Source organism: Bacillus sp. FSL L8-0167, from assembly GCF_038630295.1.
In the GTDB taxonomy this organism is placed as follows: domain Bacteria; phylum Bacillota; class Bacilli; order Bacillales; family Bacillaceae; genus Bacillus; species Bacillus safensis.
On sequence record NZ_CP152027.1, the window covers coordinates 2,192,730 to 2,211,178 of the forward strand.

An 18,449-nucleotide genomic window follows, 5' to 3' on the forward strand; every position below is an offset into this window, starting at 1 on the left:
TTTTTTACATAGCATCCCTCTTTTTCACATTTTTAGCCGAAAAGATACAAACAAAAAAACCTTACCAAAGGTAAGGTTTTTCAGTCGTTCTCTATTTATTTCATCCATTCAGTATGGAATACGCCTTCTTTATCTGTGCGCTCATACGTATGTGCACCGAAATAGTCACGCTGTGCTTGAATTAAATTCGCTGGAAGGACAGCTGTGCGATAGCTATCAAAGTAAGCAAGTGCACTTGAGAATGAAGGAACAGGAACTCCTTGTTCCACTGCAAGTGAAATGACTTTACGAAGTGATGATTGATAGTTTTGAGCAATATCCTTAAAGTATGGATCAAGCAATAGGTTTTTCAGTTCAGGATTACGGTCATATGCTTCTTTAATTTGTTGTAAGAAGGCTGCACGAATGATACATCCGCCGCGGAAGATCATCGCAATTTCACCGTATTTTAAATCCCAGTTATATTCATCAGACGCTGCTTTCATTTGCGCAAAGCCTTGTGCGTAAGAGCAGATTTTACTCATGAATAGGGCTTTTCTAACCGCTTCGATCAGCTCTTGTTTATTCTCAGCTGATTGCGCTGGCTCAGGACCTTCGATCAATTGACTTGCTTCCACACGCTCATCTTTCATTGCAGAAATGTAGCGCGCAAAAACAGATTCAGTAATGATTGGAAGCGGGACACCTAGATCAAGTGAGCTTTTGCTTGTCCATTTTCCAGTTCCTTTTTGACCAGCTTTATCTAAGATCACATCCACAAGCGGCTGGTTTGTTTCTTCATCCACTTTTGTGAAAATGTCAGCTGTAATTTCGATTAAATAGCTGTCAAGCTCGCCCTTATTCCACTCTGAGAATACTTCATGAAGCTCCGCTGCTGACAAACCAGCAACATGCTTCAAGATAAAGTATGATTCAGAGATCAATTGCATATCTCCGTACTCGATACCGTTATGAACCATTTTGACATAATGTCCTGCTCCATCTGGGCCGATATACGTTGTACAAGGCTCGCCATCTACTTTCGCAGAGATCGCTTCTAAGATTGGTTTCACTAGCTCATGCGCTTCTTTTTGACCGCCTGGCATGATGGAAGGGCCTTTTAGCGCGCCTTCTTCACCGCCGGAAACACCTGTACCAATGAAGTGAATACCACTCTCTGCAAGCTCTTGGTTACGTCTTTGTGTATCCTTGTAATATGTATTTCCACCATCAATTAAAATGTCACCTTTCTCTAGGTGAGGAAGTAATGATTGAATGGTTGCATCTGTTGCTGCACCAGCTTTTACCATTAATAGAATTTTACGCGGTGTTTCAAGCGACTGAACAAATTCTTCGATGCTGTATGTGCCAACAACGTTTTTTCCTTCTGCTTCTTGAAGAAACTCTTCTGTTTTGCTGCTAGATCTGTTATAAACGGATACGGAGAAACCGCGGCTTTCAATATTGAGGGCAAGGTTTTTCCCCATAACGGCTAGTCCAACCACACCGATTTGTTGTTTTGACATAATTCTGACGTCCCTTCTAACACACTATATTGATTACTGCTGAAATGATGTACCCTTTGAAATTACCACAACATCACCTCTTTTATCAAGTTTTCAGGCTAGTCATTTCCTCTTTCGTCCTGAAAAAAATCTTTATTAAAACTTGTCCCGCTTGTTTTGCTCTCTTTTTCCTTAATGGTGACCCCTCTTTGCACCAATGACTTTCCATATTTTTCTTTCAGTCCATCTAAAATGGTTTGGAGAGGCTCTTCTTTTGCATCTTCTGTATATGAAAATAAATCAAGCTGTTTAACTGCTGCTTTTCGTTCGACAAGGTCTGTCCCCGTCACACCTAAGAGCCTCACTGGCTGGTCATTCCAATGTTTAAGGAATAACTGCTTTGCCGCTTCAAATATATCTTCCTTTCGATCCGTTGGATTCGTAAGCATGACACTTCGCGTGATATTTTTCCAGCTTGCATACCGAATCATGATGAGCAGACGATTTGCCATTACTTCTTTTCTCCTTAACCTTGCACTCACAGATTGTGACAGCTTATCAATTAACGTGACAAGTTCATCTGAATCATCCGAATCATGAGGCAGAGTGGATGAATTGCCGACGGATTTAAATTCGTATATTCTTTCTGGATCCACGATGCCGTCATGTTCACCATTCGCCTTTTGCTTTAATCTCGGTCCATTAATGCCAAGCAATTCTTTTAGCGTATACTCATTCGCTTTCGCTAAGTCTTCAATAGTATGAATTCCGATTTTTTTTAATTTATCTGCCGTTTTTTGTCCAACCCCGTGCATATCACCAGCAGGGAGCGGCCAGAGCATGTTCGGAACATCTCGTTTACGCAATATGGTGATGCCCATTGGCTTTTTCCAATTAGACGCCATTTTCGCTAAAAATTTATTCGGTGCAATGCCGATACTTGAAGGTAGCATCAGCTCCTCTACAAGCCTTGTTTGAATATCATGAGCCGTTTTTACCGCATGCTCGGCATATGGTGTATGCGTTAAATCAATATAGCCCTCATCAATCGATACAGGTTCGACTAAATCACTGTATTCTCTTAGTATTGTAAACATCTCTTGTGAGGAGCTGCGGTATCGGTCAAAGTTCGGTGTGCGGACAATGAGTCCCGGACATAGCCGCTTCGCCTCCCATAAGGGCATCGGGGGCTTCACACCTAGTGCTCTTGCCTCGTAGCTGCACGTCACAACAATCCCTTTACGCTCTTTTGCATTTCCGCTGATGGCTAAAGGTTTCCCCCGCAAAGAAGGATCATACGCCATTTCTACATTGGCATAAAAAGCATTCATGTCTATATGAAAAATAATATTTGACATTGGCATAACCCCATTTTCTTGTCTACCTGTATTTTGATCAGCTGTTTCCTCATATATCAAACATGATGGATCCCTTTTATGCTCAATTATACATTGATTTATTTCATCTTTCCTCAAAAAAACCTTCTCTAAAAAAGAGAAGGTTCCAGATTGTTGACAAAGGGTTAAAATGATCTTGATTTTAGCCCTTTGTCTTCTTTTCAGCGTGATCAAAAACCTTGGCAGCCCTAGGAAGGACGAGCATCGGAGCGCAGGACTGACACCGAATGCGAGGGTTTGTCTGCGCGCTAGGTTTCACGTTCATTTACACTTTTTCTTCAAGTATACCATGTTGATATTGAATGTCCTCATATGTGAATACTTCATTTTTTTGAGGATATAATTGTTTCACAACCGAAGTGGGCTGTTGATTAAAATTCATACTCAAACTTTGATTGGAGTAGTGTCCAGCCGGATCAATATAATACTTGTAATCAATGACTCTTTCTACATCAATTTCAGCGTAAGCAATTCCTTCCGTTTCAGCTGGAACCATATCACTGATCGGTTCCCCATCCGGCCCGTAAATGCACGTATGCCCGCTCTTAAATGTTTCAAAGTAATCTCTTTGCTCCTGCGTTAAGCAAATCATCTCTTTCATTTCTTCCGTATATATAGATGAAGTCATCAGCACAAATGTCTGTGTCGCGATGGCATAATATCTGCTTGAAATTTCATCGTCAAAATAACCTGGCCAAGAGGCTACATGTACCTGCTCATTTTGGGCATTCATCGCCATAAGATCAAGTGGAACTTGATGCTCCCAGCACATTAATCCGCCAAGGTTTCCAATGTCAGTTTGAAACACCGGCATCATACTTCCACTTCCGTCCCCCCAAATGAGTCTTTCTGCTACAGAAGCTCTCATTTTCCGATGTTTTCCAATTAAATCCCCATTCGGATTAAACCAAAGCTGAGCTAAATAGAGAGATCCGCCATCTTTTTCACTGCATGATATACAAACGTACGTTTCATTTCTTTTTGCTGCCTCACTGATTTTTTGAATGGCTAAGCTAGGGATTTCAACTGCATTTTTATATAATTCATGATAGAACTTTCTTGTGTATTCTGGATGACCAATAAAAGCAAACCAAGGATAACCAGGTAAAAATGCTTCTGGGAATGCCACAAGCTTTGCACCATTTGAAGCTGCCTCGTCGATCAGTTCACATGATTTCTCAACGGTTGCTTCCAAATTTAAGTAGACAGGTGCTGCTTGTACCGCAGCTGCTCGAAACTTTGGGTAAATACTTGTCATATTCAAAACCTCCATTTCTTTTCATCCCCCTCATTATAGGATAGGAAATATGAAGTTTGGATGACATTTACTATTTTATACAAAATAAGGAATTTTATTTAATAGAGAAAACACGTGGTTCTGTTAGACATTTAACCATGTGTATAGTACACTGTGAGTAATGAAATGGATGTGATAATCATGATTATTGATACATTCAATGAAGTCTTTTTCCTTGTTGAATTCTTTACGATTATTCTTCCAGCGCTGACGGCCATCGGCATTGCGTTTTTACTAAAAGACTGCCGTATGAACGAACACCTTGGTGGACATCGTTTGGAAGAGTTGGACGCATCTTGCTTGAATCGAACAGACTTTCTGTTTATCATATATGATCGCATTACAACTTGGATTAGTAAAGTCATTCGAATGAAAAGATCATCTAATGATGATGAAGACCATTCGCTTCCTCTCACTAATTAAATTTTTTAATCATGAGGAGGAAACGAATTGAAACGTTTATTGACTGTTTTTACGACTTTATGTTTGATGATGATTGCGTCACCTGCATTTGCAGCGAGTGCGCAAACGAATACGAGCTCTGATGGGTTTTTCCATCATTATTTTGTTCAGCCTTTTTCTGAGCTGATCATTTGGCTTGCGAACTTTTTCCATGATGATTATGGTTTATCCATTATGTTCGTCACCTTGATTGTCCGCCTGCTGATTTTCCCGCTTTTTGCGAATCAATTTAAGAAGCAAAGAGTCATGCAGGAAAAAATGGCACTGGTGAAACCTCAGATTGACCAAATACAAAGCAAATTGAAGAAAACGAAAGATCCTGAAAAACAAAAAGAACTGCAAATGGAAATGATGAAAGTATATAAAGAGAACAATGTGAACCCGCTGGCAATGGGCTGTCTGCCTATGCTGATTCAAATTCCAATTGTTCTTGGCTTTTACTCAGCGATCCGCTCAACACCTGAGATCGCAACTCATACGTTCTTATGGTTTAACTTAGGACAAACCGATTTATTGGTGGCAGTCTTTGCAGGGGCTATGTATTTCTTGCAATTTTATGTCACGCAAAAATATGCAAAGCAATCAGGCACCCAGACAGAGGCTGCGCTGAAGCAAGCGAAAGTAATGGGCATGATTTTCCCAATCATGATGCTGTTTCTTTCAATTAATGCACCCGCTGCTCTTCCTTTATACTGGATGACAAGCGGACTACTACTCACGATTCAAACGATTATTTTAAATGTCATGTACCAAAAATCAAAAACGAAAGCTGCGGCTAACGAACAAGCCAAACCAGCTGCTGAATAAAAATAAACCCCTTATCTTTAGATAAGGGGCTTTTCATTATGCCAACTCTTCTTTCAACCGGTCTGGCAATTGATCGAGGTCCTCAATTTTCCCAAGGAACTTATTTGGGTCCACTTGTAAAATCATTTTGTTTTCTCTCTCCACAACGCCGAAGAAATATTCAGAGGCCTTCGTGTTCATATGAAATGGCTTGATCTCGCTCTGCTCGATATCGATGATATCTTTTGCATCTGAGACAAGACAGCCAATCATTTGATCGTTAACTTCAAATAACAGCACCTTTGACTGCTCGTTCACATCAAGAGGCTTTCCGTGAAGCATCACGCCTGTATCACTGACAGGAATGACCTCTCCTCTTAATGACATCAGGCCTTTAATTTCTTTTGGAAGATTCGATACTTCTTGTAAGTAAGGGACCTTTTCAATCGAACGAATATGCTCTACACTGATGCCAAACTCCTCTTGTCCCACCTGAAAAATAATAATCTTTTGCGTGCTCACAGAGTCTCCTGCCTTTACGATGGATTTGTCGTTTCTTCGATAATGGCGAGAACCATTTCAGCTGTTTTGACTAATTCTTCAATCGGCATTTTCTCATTTTTCGTATGAATATCTTCATATCCAACAGCTAGGTTGACAGTTGGGACGCCGTTGCCTGCAATGACGTTTGCATCACTGCCTCCGCCGCTCGTCTGCAGTTCTGAAGGACGGCCAATTTTTGCTGCCGCTTTTTTCGCCACTTCTACGACTTGATCGCCGTGTGAGAATTTGAAGCCTGGATACATGATGTCAATTTGTACATCGGCACTTCCGCCCATTTCTTTAGCGGTTTTTTCAAAGGCTTCTTTCATCTTCGCTACTTGAGCTTCCATTTTTGCTGGTTCTAAAGAGCGTGCTTCCGCCAAAATATCGACTTGATCGCACACAATATTCGTTTGTGTTCCGCCTTCAAAACGGCCGATATTCGCCGTTGTTTCTTCATCAATCCGGCCAAGCGGCATGCTGGCAATTGCTTTTGATGCAATGGTAATCGCAGACACACCTTTTTCTGGCGCGACACCTGCGTGAGCAGTTTTTCCGTAAATCGTTGCGCGTACTTTTGCCTGTGTTGGTGCAGCTACGATAATCGTACCAACCTTGCCATCTGAATCAAGGGCATAGCCGTATTTCGCTGTCATCAAATTCGGATCTAACGCTTTTGCTCCAACAAGTCCTGATTCTTCACCTGCTGTGATCACAAATTCAATTGTTCCATGCGGTAAATTTTTCTCTTTCAGCACGCGGATCGCCTCAAACATAGCAGCAAGTCCTGTTTTATCGTCAGCGCCAAGAATCGTTGTTCCATCTGTTTTCACATAGCCGTCCTCAATGACTGGTTTTACGCCATTCCCCGGTACAACTGTATCCATATGAGAAGTGAAATAAATCGTATCTGCCTCTTGATTTCCTTCTAATGTGCAGACAAGGTTGCCTGCGCCGTGGCCTGTTACCGCTTTTGAATCGTCTTCAACCACTTTTAGACCAAGCTGCGAGAATTTTTCTTTTAGGACTTCAACAATTTTCTCTTCGTGTTTTGTTTCTGAATCAATCTGAACTAATTCTAAAAATTCATCTAGTAAGCGTTTTTCATTGATCATAATGATGCTCCTCCTCTTATAGCGGCATGTTGCCATGCTTTTTTAACGGTCTATCTTCTTCCTTACTGCGAAGCACATCAAATGAGCGGATCAATCGCTCTCTCGTTTCAGCCGGCATGAAAATATCGTCTATCAGACCTGCCTGAGCCGCTTTCCATACACTTGGTTTGTTCTCAGTCTCGCGCGAAGCAGGATGAACGATTTCATCTGCGAACGTTTTCCCCATGACATCAATTTCGGCCTCTGGCCATGCATAAACAAAGTCAGCGCCTAAGCCCTTGCTATTCATCGCGACATATGCACCGCCAAACGCCTTTCTTAAAATCACAGTGATTTTTGGAACGGTTGCTTCAGCGTACGCATATAAAAGCTTTGCACCGTGGCGGATAATTCCCGCATGCTCGGCTTTCTCCCCTGGTAAAAAACCAGGAACGTCCACAAGAGTTAAGATCGGAATATGAAATGCATCGCAAAATCGAATAAACCTGGCCGCTTTATCGGCCGCGTCAAGATCAAGGCTGCCTGCCAGCACCTTTGGCTGATTGGCAACAACACCAATGGAAGCTCCTTGTAGTCTGGCAAAACCAGTGACAATATTTTTTGAGAAACAAGGCTGCGTTTCAAAGAATGAGTCTGGATCGGTTATCGCTGTCACCACTTGTTTGACATCATAGGTGCGGGATGGATCCTTTGGCAAAATGCTGCCTGGATCAGCGGTATCTTGCTTTCGTGCTTCAGCCTGCATGAGAGCCTGCTGTTTCGTTGGTATGTACGTTAAAAGAGTTCGAACCGCTTTTAACACTTCCTTCTCATCTTCCCCAGTATAGTGCACATTTCCGCTTGTCTGATGCTGAACACTTGCACCGCCAAGACGGTCAGGACAGACCGTTTCTCCTGTTGCCTTTTCTATTACTTTCGGACCAGTTAAAAACATATGAGCTGTTTGGTCTGTCATGAAGACAAAATCAGTCAATGCAGGAGAATAGACTGCACCTCCAGCACATGAACCTAAAATAACAGATATTTGCGGGATTAGACCAGAGTACAGCACATTCCGTTTAAAAATCTGTCCGTATCCTTCTAATGATACCACACCCTCTTGAATTCTCGCACCACCTGAGTCTTTTAGACCGATGACCGGCATCTGATTCTTAGCTGCCAGATCCATTAAAGAGGTAATTTTTTTGGCATGCATTTCGCCTAATGAGCCCCCATATACGGTTGCATCTTGTGCATAAACACAAACGGGCTTACCGTGAATGAGTCCCGTGCCAATGACGACGCCGTCACCAACATGCTCTGACAGACCGCCTGTTGCAAATGACTGAATTTCCATCAAGCTGCCCTCGTCAAGAAGTTCGTGCAGTCGCTCTCGAACCGTCAGCTTTCCTTTGCTTCTGTGAGCTGCTGCTCGTTTTTCGCCGCCGCCCATTAACGCTTTCTTCCGCCATTCGGACAAGTCATTGAACGATTCATTCATCGCTATGTTTCTCTCCTTTCAAGGACCCGCACAATTCAAATAACACACCTGACGTTTCTTTAGGTGAAATAAATGCAATCTGCTTTCCGCCGGCGCCCATCTGTGCTGTTTTTTGGAGAAGCTGCACGCCAAGGTGATCGAGACGGCTAAGATCCATTTGAATGTCATCTGACTTTAACGCAATATGATGGAGCCCCTCTCCTCTTTTTGTTAAAAAGGTATGTAGTTTACTGCGGGCTGAGATGGGCTCAATTAATTCAATGTGCAGATCATCAAGTAAAGCGAAGGACGCTTTAATCTCCTGCTCAGGAATCTCTTGTATGTCTGAAAAATGCCAGTTAAATAGCTGATGAAGCGTTTGAGATGTTTCTTTAATAGAAAAGACGGCAATGGCAATATGATCGATTTGGTTCATCCGTTCACTTCCTTTGCTGATCACTTGTCGCATATGAAAAAACCAGATAAAATAAAGACAAGTGCGCTTGTCGCAAAAATCTTCGGTTATAGGGGTGCGATATGTCTCAAAAATTCATGAAATTTATGGTATTGCTTATGATTAGCCTGCTGTTAGTTTCTTCACTTTTAGCAGGAGCAGCAGCCTTTTTATAAGGTTTGAATAAAAGCAGACAAGCAGGTGATTCGCGATATCAACGAATGGCCTGTTTGTCTTTGGCAAGCTTTTCAAAGGAATCGCTTGAGGTTGTAATCCATACCTTTGTACCAATTGGAAGCTGATCAAACAATCGCTCTACATCTTGATTATGAAGCCTTACACAGCCTGCTGTGATAAATTTCCCAATCGAAGTTTCATCACTCGTTCCGTGAATTCCGTAGGTTCTGCCATCTGTTCCTCGTGCATCGAATCCAATCCATCTTCGCCCAAGAGGATTATTCTTTGCACCGCCTTCAATATTTTTTCTTCTGTAATAGGGATCTTTCGCTTTGATCATAATCGTAAATTCACCTTCTGGCGTTAAATCTGCTGTTTTTCCTGTAGAGGCAGGATATACTTTTTGAATTTTCCCTTGATCAATAAAGGCAAGTTCATTTGTTTGTTTATTAATAATGACAAATGGGTCACCTGGCAGCGGGTTTTGTCCAAGCGGCCAGATTGGTGAAAGGGACATGGTCAGTACGGTATAAAATAAAAGACGCATAGGCTCCTCCTTTTTCATTAGATTGACCAATGAAGGAGGAACTCATGCGTCTCTATTCTTTCATCCCTTTAAAATAGCTTTTCAGTACTAAATATTGTTCCATTTCACCAAGGAAATGAAAGAGTGCCGCTCTTGCCTCAAATTCTTCTCGTGTTTGCGGGAGCGGAAGTGCATCGAACTCTTCTTTCATATCAATGAGACGTCTTAAAAACTTATGCGCTGTGTTCCCTGGGTGAATATGTTCGCGTAAGTCTCTAATGTATTCTGCAATGATTTGTCCATGCTCCGTTGTGACGGAAATCGACGTAATTTTAGGCAACACACGCTCAATGATTTCAAATTGCTTTTGTCTCATGTTGAAGTAATGGTAATACAGGTTTTCATGTCTTAATACATGGTTTTCAACATCACGATATGCAAGAGCTTTCGCTTCTTTGATCAATTGATGTGTCTCTGGTATTTCTTTTCCTGTCCAGTCTTGTTTCCCTGTCATTAAGTATTGCTCGATTTCCTCAAAGATTTTAGCAAAGTTGGCTTCAATCTGTTCGCTGTAGCGTTTGAGCTTTTTATCAACACTTGGCATATAGAGGTTCATAATCAGCGCTACCCCAACACCAATGGTAATCAGCAGCAGTTCATTCCAAATGAGATGCAGGGTAATCCCGCCAGACATGTATAAATGGAGGATAATGACTGAACTTGTGACAATCCCTTCTTTAATTCGAAGCAGAACCGTTGTCGGAATAAAGACAAGCAGCATCAAACCGATCACAAAAGGATGATACCCAATCAGATCGAAAAATAAATAAGAAAATAAAATGGCAAGACTGCAAGCTGCAAAGCGGGCTCCCGATGCTAACAGGGATCTTTTCTTTGTCACCTGAATACACAGGATCGTAATAATCCCGGCAGCAGAATAATTTTGCAAGCCAAACAATTGTGCAATATAAATAGCGATCGCTGTTCCTAATGCTGTTTTCAGCGTTCGGTAGCCGATTTTAAACATGATGTGATTCACTCTTTTCTGTCTTGTTTCCATTCACTTTTGTGAAATGATGAACTTTTTTTACTTTCCCCATTATAATCAAAAAAAGAAGGAGATGTTAAGTCTCCTTCTCTTTTTCTTTATAATATTTTTTGTAAGAAGTCTTGCGCACGCTGTGAAGACGGTGATTCAAAAAATTGTACAGGGTTTGCATCCTCTACAATTTTCCCATCATCCATAAAGATCACGCGGTCAGCCACTTCTTTTGCAAAGCCCATTTCATGTGTGACGATGACGAGTGTCATTCCAGATTGAGCCAGCTCTTTCATGACCTCTAATACTTCCTTGACCATTTCTGGATCTAGGGCTGACGTTGGTTCGTCAAACAGCATAATGTCTGGTGTCATCGCAAGCGCACGCGCAATCGCCACACGCTGCTTTTGACCGCCGGACAAACGGTTCGGGAAATCATCTTTTTTCTCTAAAAGCCCTACCTTTTTGAGCAGGTCTTCAGCTTGTTTGATGCTGTCTTCCTTCGATTGATTCTTCACATTCATTGGCGCATACGTGATATTTTCCAGCACCGTTTTATGCGGGAACAGATGGAAATGCTGAAACACCATTCCGATGTTCTCACGCACTTTTAGTGCATTCGTTTTTGGGTTGGTGATTTCGGTGTCCTTAATCGTAATGACACCAGAAGTCGGCTTTTCAAGTAAATTGATGCAGCGAAGGAACGTCGATTTTCCTGAACCAGATGGTCCAATGACCGCAACAACTTCCCCTTCTTTAATGGTGGTGTCGATCCCCTTTAAAACTTCATTTTTACCAAAAGATTTTGTGAGTTTCTCTATTTTAATCATTTGATTTTAACTTCCTTTCCACCGATTTGCCGACAAAGGTGAGAACAAGCACGATGACATAATAGATAAGACCCGCAAAAATAAGCGGTTCAAGATAATTATACGTAACGGCCCCTGCTTGATAGGCTCGTCTCATGACATCCCCCAGTCCGATGACTGTTACAATCGCTGATTCTTTTGTCAGTGTAATCGTCTCATTCACAAGTGCAGGTGAAATATTTTTAAACGCCTGTGGAAGCAATAAGTCCTTCATCATTTTAGCATAAGGGATGCCTAAAGCAACGGCCGCTTCTTTTTGACCTTTATCAATGGCATTAATACCCGCACGAATAATTTCAGATACGTATGCCGCCGAGTTGAGTGAAAATGCCGCTACAGCAGCCCAGTATTGGTCGATTTGAAACCCAAGAAGCTGAGGCAGACCAAAATAAATAATGAGCAATTGAAGCACAAGTGGTGTGCCTCGGAAAATTGACGTATAAAAATCTGCAAGCCAAATGAGCGGTTTAAACACACTAATTTTACAAAGCGTTAATAAAATTCCTAAGATAAATCCAAGTAAAAGGGACACCAATACTATAGAAAGCGTGACCTTAAGTCCTTCTAGAATAAAGGGCATCTGAGGTATTACATCTTTAAAATCAAACATGACATTCTCCTTTTTTCTGCCTTCATACAAAACAGGAAAAAAGTTCAACATGAGTTGAACTTTTCAGCGCTTTTCTACTTGATTTTCTTGAATGACGCTGATCCTTTTTCCTGACTTACTTTTCATCAGCAAACCATTTTTTAATTAATTTATCAAGTTCGCCATTATCTTTCATTTCATTTAATGATTTATTGAATTTCGCTGTTAAGTCGCTATTTTTCTTGAATGCAATGGCTGAACCTTCGTTTGAGCTGTTCAATCCAAATGCTTGGAAGTCTTTTTCCTTTTTCAAGTAACCAGCAGCTACTTTATCTTCAATTATGGCTGCATCAAAACGGCCTGCTTTAATCTCTTGAATGATATCAGAAATTTTATTACGGTCTTCAACTGTTAGATTATATTTCTTTTGCAGTCCATTTGCTTCATCCTGTTGAATAGAACCTAATTGAACGCCGACTGTTTTGTCTTTTAAATCTTTCTCTGCCTTAATACCGCTAGATTTCTTTGATACAACCAAGTTTTTAGCATTGTAATAAACATCAGAGAAATCAACTTGCTTTTTACGTTTTTCTGTAGGTGTCATTCCTGCAAGGACAATATCAGCTTTGTTTGTTTTGAGGGCTGATACAAGGCTAGCAAAGTCCATATCTTGAATTTCTAGCTTGTAGCCGTTCTTTTTCGCTAGTGCTGTTGCAAGATCTACATCAAAACCGACAATTTTATCTCCGTCTTTTGATTCAAATGGCGGATAATCTGCTGATGTTGCCATCACGAGTGTCTTGTCATCTCCTGATGCGTTTGAATTATTAGAAGAAGTTCCGCATGCTGCGAGTGCAGCTGCAAGACCAGCTGTCATAAGTAATAATAACCACTTTTTCATATGATGATGCCTCCCAGTATTTAAAATCATGTATTGATTTGAATATTTATTCACTATAATGTATTTTAAACACTTTCTTTTTAAGATGCAATAGTATTTTGCTAAAATTATTTTGATTCTATTGTCTTATAAAACAAAAAGCAGACCGATCTAAAGACCGGACTGCTTTATATTTATTCATTCAAACGTCATATGTTAGATTTCTTCGCAATGCTCATCAAAAGCGGCTTGTAGTTTTGACACGACTTCCATTGGCTCATGCCCTTCAATTTCATGACGCTCGACCATTTTAATGATTTTTCCATCTTTTAATAAGGCAAAGGATGGTGAAGATGGCGGGAAGCCTTCAAAGTATTCACGAGCTCTTGCTGTTGCCTCTTTGTCCTGCCCAGCAAACACTGTCAGCAATTGATCTGGACGCTTATCGTAATGAACAGAATAGCCGGCAGCTGGCCTTGCAATACCGCCTGCACAGCCGCATACTGAATTCACCATGACAAGTGCCGTCCCTTTTTTAGTCAGTGCTTCGTCTACTTCTTCAGCTGACGTGAGCTCAGTGTAGCCTGCCTGCTTAATTTCTTCTCTCGCTTGTTTTACAATATCATTCATAAATAAATTAAAATCAATATTCATGTCCGTCCACTCCTTTTGCGTACCATAACCATTTTAACTCCATCATATCAAGGAAAACGCCTGCGGGCAAATGTGTTGTCTTATCCGCCGCCTCTTTTTCCGAACCTCGTTTATGAGCTGTCAAATTGGGGAAAAGTGATGATAAAGAGAAGAAAGGGAGAACTGCGTGATGGCACAATTCAAAAAAGCGATGCTCATTTATAATGGAAATGCTGGACAAAAAAACATGGAAAAAACACTCGGTCAAACAGTGCCTCTTCTTTCTCTACATATTGATGAACTCATTTTGAAACCAACAAAGCAGCCAAATGATGCTTATGATTTCTGCCGTCAAATTGATGAGACGGTGGAATTGCTCATCATATTAGGCGGAGACGGTACCGTGCATGAATGTATGAACGGTATTGGCGGCTTAGAAAAAAGGCCCGCTGTAGCGATATTACCAGGCGGGACATGCAATGATTTTTCTAGAACACTAGGTATTCCTCAACAAATGCAAAAAGCCGCTCAAATGATTGTAGACGGCAAAGAGAAAAAGGTCGACTTAATCAAAGCAGAAGATCGATACGTGTTAAACTTTTGGGGAATTGGGCTGATCGCAGACACGTCCAACAACATTAACGACAAGGAAAAAGCCGTACTTGGCAAAATCAGCTACTTCACAAGTGCCCTGCGCACCCTGCAGCAAACAGATCCTTTTCACGTACGCATTGAGACCGAAGAGGAAAGCTGGGAAGAGGAAGCTGTCATCGTTCTTGTCATGAATGGACATTTTATCGGTACAAATAAAATTGATTTGCCTCATGCAGCCATTGATGATGGAAAAGCTGAAATTTTAATTTGCAGAAATACGAGTTTCTCTGCTTTAAAAGAAATCTTCTCAATGAACCGTGAAGAGCTGGAGGATTTCACCGGCGATCTGTCTCTCATTCAAGCGTCCAGTATTCGTATCCACACAAAAGAGGAAATGGATGCTGATACAGATGGTGAGGTTTATATGACGGCCCCCTCTTCTTTAGAAGTGTTAAAACATCATTTGACCTTTATTGTTCCAGCAGAATAAAAAAACGCCCGATATCATTTTGATTCGGGCGTTTTTTTGATATAGCGTCTGTATAAATATTCAAGTGCATATCCGAGCAGCGTCCCGGCGAGAAGTGATATTCCTAAAAAGCTATTGGCTGCTCCTTTAAACCCGCCGACAATCAGCAGACAGTACACGATTTGAATGATTGAAACGATCGATATGATAAGCAGTAATCGTTCAGGATGATTGCGTGATTTAGAAATGTATCGCAGAAAAGCGAAGGCAATCGCTGTGATAAACATGAGACCAATCGTGAGAAAAGCAAAAAAATCTAGTCCAGACATATCATCGCTCCTTTCTCCTAGATGTGGAAATCCCCCTCTCATGCCGGGAGGGGGAAAATAATGTTTTAATAAACAGATGTCTGCTCGTCGATGCCTTCAAGGATTTGTTTAATTCGTTGAAGAAATCTGCCGCATACAAGACCATCTAGTACTCTGTGATCTAATGAGAGACAAAGATTGACCATGTCTCTTGCCGCAATCATTCCGTTTACGATCATTGGACGCTTCACGATCGATTCTACTTGTAAAATCGCCGCTTGCGGATAATTAATGATTCCCATAGATTGTACCGAACCAAATGATCCCGTGTTGTTGACAGTGAAAGTACCGCCTTCCATATCACTTTGCTTGAGCGTTCCTTGTCTCACCTTAAACGCAAGCTCATGAATTTCTTTGGCAATGCCCTTAATGGTCTTTTCATCCGCATCCTTAATGACTGGAACAAAAAGCGCTTCATCTGTAGCGACAGCAATCGAAACATTGATTGCTTTCTTCTGCACAATCTTATCTCCGGCCCACATACTGTTCATTTCAGGGAATTCCTTTAAGGCCTGAGCCACTGCTTTGACAAAAAACGCAAAGAACGTCAAGTTAAAGCCTTCTTTTGCTTTAAACTGATCCTTCAGCTGATTTCTTCTTGTCACTAGATTTGTCACATCGACTTCCATCATTGTCCATGCATGCGGAATTTCATGTTTGCTTCTCAGCATATTGGCGGCAATTGCCTGACGGATCGGCGTGACTGGCAGCTCAACATCACCAGGCATAGAAGGGACAGCAGGCGCCGCTTTTGCTTTAGATGACTGCGCAGGCTCCGGTTGAACGGCAAGTTCATTGACAGGTGCTGTCTTCTCTTTGACGCCGCCGTTTTCAATAAGCTGCAGCAAATCTTTTCTAGTAATTCGCCCGCCTGCTCCCGTACCTTGAACAGCCGCTAAATCAATGCCATGCTCATCTGCTAAACGAAGAACGGCTGGAGAATAACGTTTCTTTTGACTTTGATTCTCATTTGTTTGATCTGCTTCAGGCGCTTCACTTTGCTCAGGTGCTTCTTCTTCTTTCACGCTCTGCTGCTCGCTTCCTTCGACTTCAATTTCACAGAACACTTCTCCTACTTGCAGCGTTTCGCCTTCCTCAGCCGATAGCTTTGTAATCGTTCCTGTAAAAGATGACGGGACTTCTGCGTTCACTTTATCCGTCATGACTTCCGCAATCGGATCGTATTTATTCACATGATCGCCAGGTGAAACGAGCCATTTGCTAATGGTTCCTTCTGTTACACTTTCACCTAGCTGAGGCATTTTCATTTGTTCAATTGCCACTTTGAAACCCTCCTCTTTCTTAAAACGCCGCCAGCTCTCTCATTTCAGCTTCTACCTTATCCGGGTTGACCATGAAGAATTTCTCCATTGTCGGCGCATAAGGCATTGCCGGAATATCTGGTCCTGCGAGGCGTTTGATTGGTGCGTCTAAATCAAATAAGCAATGCTCCGAAATGATCGCCGCAACCTCACTCATGATGCTGCCTTCTTTTGTATCTTCCGTTAATAGAAGCACTTTCCCTGTTTTAGAAGCCGCTTCTATAATCGCTTCCTGATCAAGCGGGTACACTGTTCTCAAATCGAGAATATGAGCGGAAATGCCGTCTTTTGCAAGGCGGTCTGCTGCTTGCAGCGCAAAATGGACACAAAGGCCATATGTAATGACCGTGATATCATCGCCTTCACGCTTCACATCTGCTTTTCCAATCGGAAGAGTGTAATCCTCTTCAGGCACTTCTCCTTTAATCAGGCGGTATGCACGTTTATGTTCAAAGAACAATACAGGATCTGGATCACGCACTGCAGCCTTTAAAAGACCTTTGACATCATAAGGTGTAGAAGGCATCACAATCTTCAAACCAGGCTGGTTAGCAAAAATAGCTTCGACCGATTGTGAATGATAAAGTGCCCCGTGTACTCCGCCCCCGTAAGGTGCGCGGATGACCATTGGACAGCTCCAATCATTATTTGATCGGTATCTAATTTTTGCAGCCTCTGAAATGATTTGGTTGATTGCAGGCATAATAAAATCCGCAAATTGCATTTCTGCAATTGGGCGCATTCCATACATCGCTGCCCCAATACCTACACCCGCAATGGCTGATTCTGCAAGAGGTGTATCCATGACGCGCGCTTCTCCAAATTGCTCGTAAAGACCCGCTGTCGCTTTAAATACGCCGCCTTTTTTCCCGACATCCTCTCCGAGCACAAACACTTTCGGATCTCGCTCCATTTCTTCTTTCATCGCCAGTGTAATGGCGTCTATATATGACATAACAGGCATTTTTCTTCCCCCTTACTCCGCATACACGTAACGAAGTGCGCTTTCTGCCTCAGCATAAGCTGCGTTTTCCGCTTCATCAGTAGCTTCGTTTACGATTTGCATAATTTCTTTTGTCATCTCTTCTTTCATTTCAGAAGTCATGACCTTTCCTTCGATTAAATACGTTTCATATTGGATGAGCGGATCTTTCTTTCTTGCTTCGAGCACTTCTTCTTTTTCTCGATAGCTTGAATCATCGTCATCACTTGAATGCGCAGTTAAACGGTAAGAGATTGTTTCAATCAATGTCGGACCTTCACCTCTAGCCGCACGGTCTCTCGCTTCTTTGACAGCGGCATATACTTCAAGCGGATCATTTCCATCAACAGTTACGCCAGGCATCCCATATCCAACCGCACGATCTGAAATGCGTTCACAGGCTACTTGTTTGTCATATGGCACGGAAATCGCATACTTATTGTTTTCACACATGAAAATAACAGGCAGTTTATGCACAGCAGCAAAGTTTGCGCCTTCATGGAAATCACCTTGGTTTGATGAGCCTTCACCGAACGTAACAAAGCTGACAAAGTTTTTCTGCTCTAATCGTCCAGCAAGGGCAATTCCCACCGCGTGAGGAACCTGCGTTGTGACAGGTGAGGACCCAGTCACTATTCGATTTGCTCTTTGCCCAAAATGCCCTGGCATTTGTCTTCCGCCTGAGTTTGGATCGTCTTGTTTTGCGAAACCAGACATCATTAAATCTTTTGCTGTCATCCCAAAAGCAAGGACAACCCCCATATCACGATAGTAAGGTAAGACGTAATCTTCTTCTCTATTAAGAGCAAATGCAGCGCCGACTTGCTGCGCTTCCTGCCCTTGACAAGAAATGACGAATGGAATTTTCCCGGAACGGTTTAAAAGCCACATCCGTTCATCGATTTTTCTTGCTAGAAGCATTGTTCTGTATATATCAATTGCTTGTTCATCTGATAATCCTAATTCCTGATGACGCATGTTACTCATCATGTTTCCCTCCTTGA

General features: G+C 41.9%; 21 protein-coding genes. 4 read left to right on the forward strand and 17 right to left on the reverse strand.

The genetic code is table 11. The features are described from left to right. Window positions 1-95: 95 nt before the first annotated feature. The 3 genes from gndA to MHB66_RS11250 form a co-directional block, all read right to left on the reverse strand. Entirely contained in the window at window positions 96-1,505 is a 1,410-nt protein-coding gene (gene gndA / locus MHB66_RS11240) for an NADP-dependent phosphogluconate dehydrogenase (RefSeq protein ID WP_034280291.1), read from the reverse strand. A gap of 98 nt (window positions 1,506-1,603) precedes the next feature. Next, window positions 1,604-2,848 carry a DNA polymerase IV gene (locus MHB66_RS11245; protein ID WP_046312288.1) on the reverse strand — a complete coding sequence of 415 codons (1,245 nt, stop codon included), beginning with the start codon at window positions 2,846-2,848 and terminating at the stop codon, window positions 1,604-1,606. 298 nt (window positions 2,849-3,146) lie between these two features. Beyond that, window positions 3,147-4,139, reverse strand: a complete 993-nt coding sequence (locus MHB66_RS11250; protein ID WP_046312289.1) for a carbon-nitrogen hydrolase family protein — start codon at window positions 4,137-4,139, stop codon at window positions 3,147-3,149. Window positions 4,140-4,319: 180 nt separating this feature from the next. Here MHB66_RS11250 and MHB66_RS11255 point away from each other — a divergent pair, with 180 nt between their 5' ends. Both MHB66_RS11255 and MHB66_RS11260 read left to right on the forward strand, forming a co-directional pair. Then, the gene (locus tag MHB66_RS11255; protein WP_024422910.1) at window positions 4,320-4,601 is read left to right on the forward strand and encodes a hypothetical protein; all 282 of its coding nucleotides are present in this window, start codon (window positions 4,320-4,322) and stop codon (window positions 4,599-4,601) included. Window positions 4,602-4,667: 66 nt separating this feature from the next. Beyond that, the gene (locus tag MHB66_RS11260; protein ID WP_046312291.1) at window positions 4,668-5,447 is read left to right on the forward strand and encodes a membrane protein insertase YidC; all 780 of its coding nucleotides are present in this window, start codon (window positions 4,668-4,670) and stop codon (window positions 5,445-5,447) included. A gap of 36 nt (window positions 5,448-5,483) precedes the next feature. On the opposite strand, the gene MHB66_RS11265 is transcribed toward MHB66_RS11260, so the two are convergent. From MHB66_RS11265 to mce, 4 genes are read right to left on the reverse strand one after another with little or no spacing between them, the layout of a single operon-like run. Then, window positions 5,484-5,948, reverse strand: a complete 465-nt coding sequence (locus tag MHB66_RS11265; RefSeq protein ID WP_024422912.1) for a chemotaxis protein CheW — start codon at window positions 5,946-5,948, stop codon at window positions 5,484-5,486. A gap of 14 nt (window positions 5,949-5,962) precedes the next feature. Continuing rightward, a complete protein-coding gene (locus MHB66_RS11270; protein ID WP_041117918.1) occupies window positions 5,963-7,084 on the reverse strand; it encodes a tripeptidase T in 1,122 nt (373 codons plus the stop codon). A 16-nt stretch (window positions 7,085-7,100) separates the two neighbouring features. Beyond that, window positions 7,101-8,564, reverse strand: a complete 1,464-nt coding sequence (locus MHB66_RS11275; RefSeq protein WP_111926475.1) for an acyl-CoA carboxylase subunit beta — start codon at window positions 8,562-8,564, stop codon at window positions 7,101-7,103. Continuing rightward, window positions 8,557-8,979 carry a methylmalonyl-CoA epimerase gene (gene mce, locus MHB66_RS11280; protein ID WP_046311715.1) on the reverse strand — a complete coding sequence of 141 codons (423 nt, stop codon included), beginning with the start codon at window positions 8,977-8,979 and terminating at the stop codon, window positions 8,557-8,559. The genes MHB66_RS11275 and mce overlap by 8 nt, the downstream gene beginning before the upstream one ends. Before the next feature lie 101 nt (window positions 8,980-9,080). Here mce and prli42 point away from each other — a divergent pair, with 101 nt between their 5' ends. Beyond that, window positions 9,081-9,173, forward strand: a complete 93-nt coding sequence (gene prli42 / locus MHB66_RS11285; protein WP_149126490.1) for a stressosome-associated protein Prli42 — start codon at window positions 9,081-9,083, stop codon at window positions 9,171-9,173. A 38-nt stretch (window positions 9,174-9,211) separates the two neighbouring features. Here the strand turns inward: prli42 and MHB66_RS11290 are convergent, their stop codons facing one another. The 6 genes from MHB66_RS11290 to MHB66_RS11315 form a co-directional block, all read right to left on the reverse strand. Beyond that, entirely contained in the window at window positions 9,212-9,721 is a 510-nt protein-coding gene (locus MHB66_RS11290; protein ID WP_034280283.1) for a L,D-transpeptidase, read from the reverse strand. A gap of 52 nt (window positions 9,722-9,773) precedes the next feature. Beyond that, window positions 9,774-10,727, reverse strand: coding sequence for an aromatic acid exporter family protein (locus MHB66_RS11295; protein WP_046311717.1), 954 nt, complete (start codon window positions 10,725-10,727; stop codon window positions 9,774-9,776). 119 nt (window positions 10,728-10,846) lie between these two features. Continuing rightward, window positions 10,847-11,569 (reverse strand): amino acid ABC transporter ATP-binding protein, encoded by a 723-nt coding sequence (locus MHB66_RS11300; RefSeq protein WP_034280282.1) that lies wholly within the window; start codon window positions 11,567-11,569, stop codon window positions 10,847-10,849. Next, on the reverse strand, window positions 11,562-12,218 hold the full coding sequence (locus MHB66_RS11305; RefSeq protein ID WP_046312293.1) for an amino acid ABC transporter permease: 657 nt from the start codon (window positions 12,216-12,218) through the stop codon (window positions 11,562-11,564). The genes MHB66_RS11300 and MHB66_RS11305 overlap by 8 nt, the downstream gene beginning before the upstream one ends. Window positions 12,219-12,333: 115 nt before the next feature. Continuing rightward, a complete protein-coding gene (locus MHB66_RS11310) occupies window positions 12,334-13,098 on the reverse strand; it encodes a transporter substrate-binding domain-containing protein (protein ID WP_041086095.1) in 765 nt (254 codons plus the stop codon). A 195-nt stretch (window positions 13,099-13,293) separates the two neighbouring features. Then, entirely contained in the window at window positions 13,294-13,731 is a 438-nt protein-coding gene (locus tag MHB66_RS11315; protein ID WP_024428021.1) for a BrxA/BrxB family bacilliredoxin, read from the reverse strand. Window positions 13,732-13,900: 169 nt separating this feature from the next. Here MHB66_RS11315 and MHB66_RS11320 point away from each other — a divergent pair, with 169 nt between their 5' ends. Further along, complete coding sequence (locus tag MHB66_RS11320) at window positions 13,901-14,794, forward strand: YegS/Rv2252/BmrU family lipid kinase (RefSeq protein ID WP_046311719.1); 894 nt, start codon at window positions 13,901-13,903, stop codon at window positions 14,792-14,794. 14 nt (window positions 14,795-14,808) lie between these two features. Here MHB66_RS11320 and MHB66_RS11325 read toward each other — a convergent pair whose 3' ends face one another. The 4 genes from MHB66_RS11325 to MHB66_RS11340 all read right to left on the reverse strand — a co-directional run bounded on the left by MHB66_RS11325 (window position 14,809) and on the right by MHB66_RS11340 (window position 18,432). Further along, window positions 14,809-15,102 (reverse strand): YesK-like family protein, encoded by a 294-nt coding sequence (locus MHB66_RS11325; protein WP_024428019.1) that lies wholly within the window; start codon window positions 15,100-15,102, stop codon window positions 14,809-14,811. Window positions 15,103-15,167: 65 nt separating this feature from the next. Continuing rightward, window positions 15,168-16,424 (reverse strand): dihydrolipoamide acetyltransferase family protein, encoded by a 1,257-nt coding sequence (locus tag MHB66_RS11330; RefSeq protein WP_046311720.1) that lies wholly within the window; start codon window positions 16,422-16,424, stop codon window positions 15,168-15,170. Between the two features lie 19 nt (window positions 16,425-16,443). Then, complete coding sequence (locus MHB66_RS11335) at window positions 16,444-17,427, reverse strand: alpha-ketoacid dehydrogenase subunit beta (RefSeq protein ID WP_024422925.1); 984 nt, start codon at window positions 17,425-17,427, stop codon at window positions 16,444-16,446. 12 nt (window positions 17,428-17,439) lie between these two features. Continuing rightward, window positions 17,440-18,432, reverse strand: a complete 993-nt coding sequence (locus MHB66_RS11340; protein ID WP_034280276.1) for a thiamine pyrophosphate-dependent dehydrogenase E1 component subunit alpha — start codon at window positions 18,430-18,432, stop codon at window positions 17,440-17,442. Window positions 18,433-18,449 lie beyond the last annotated feature (17 nt).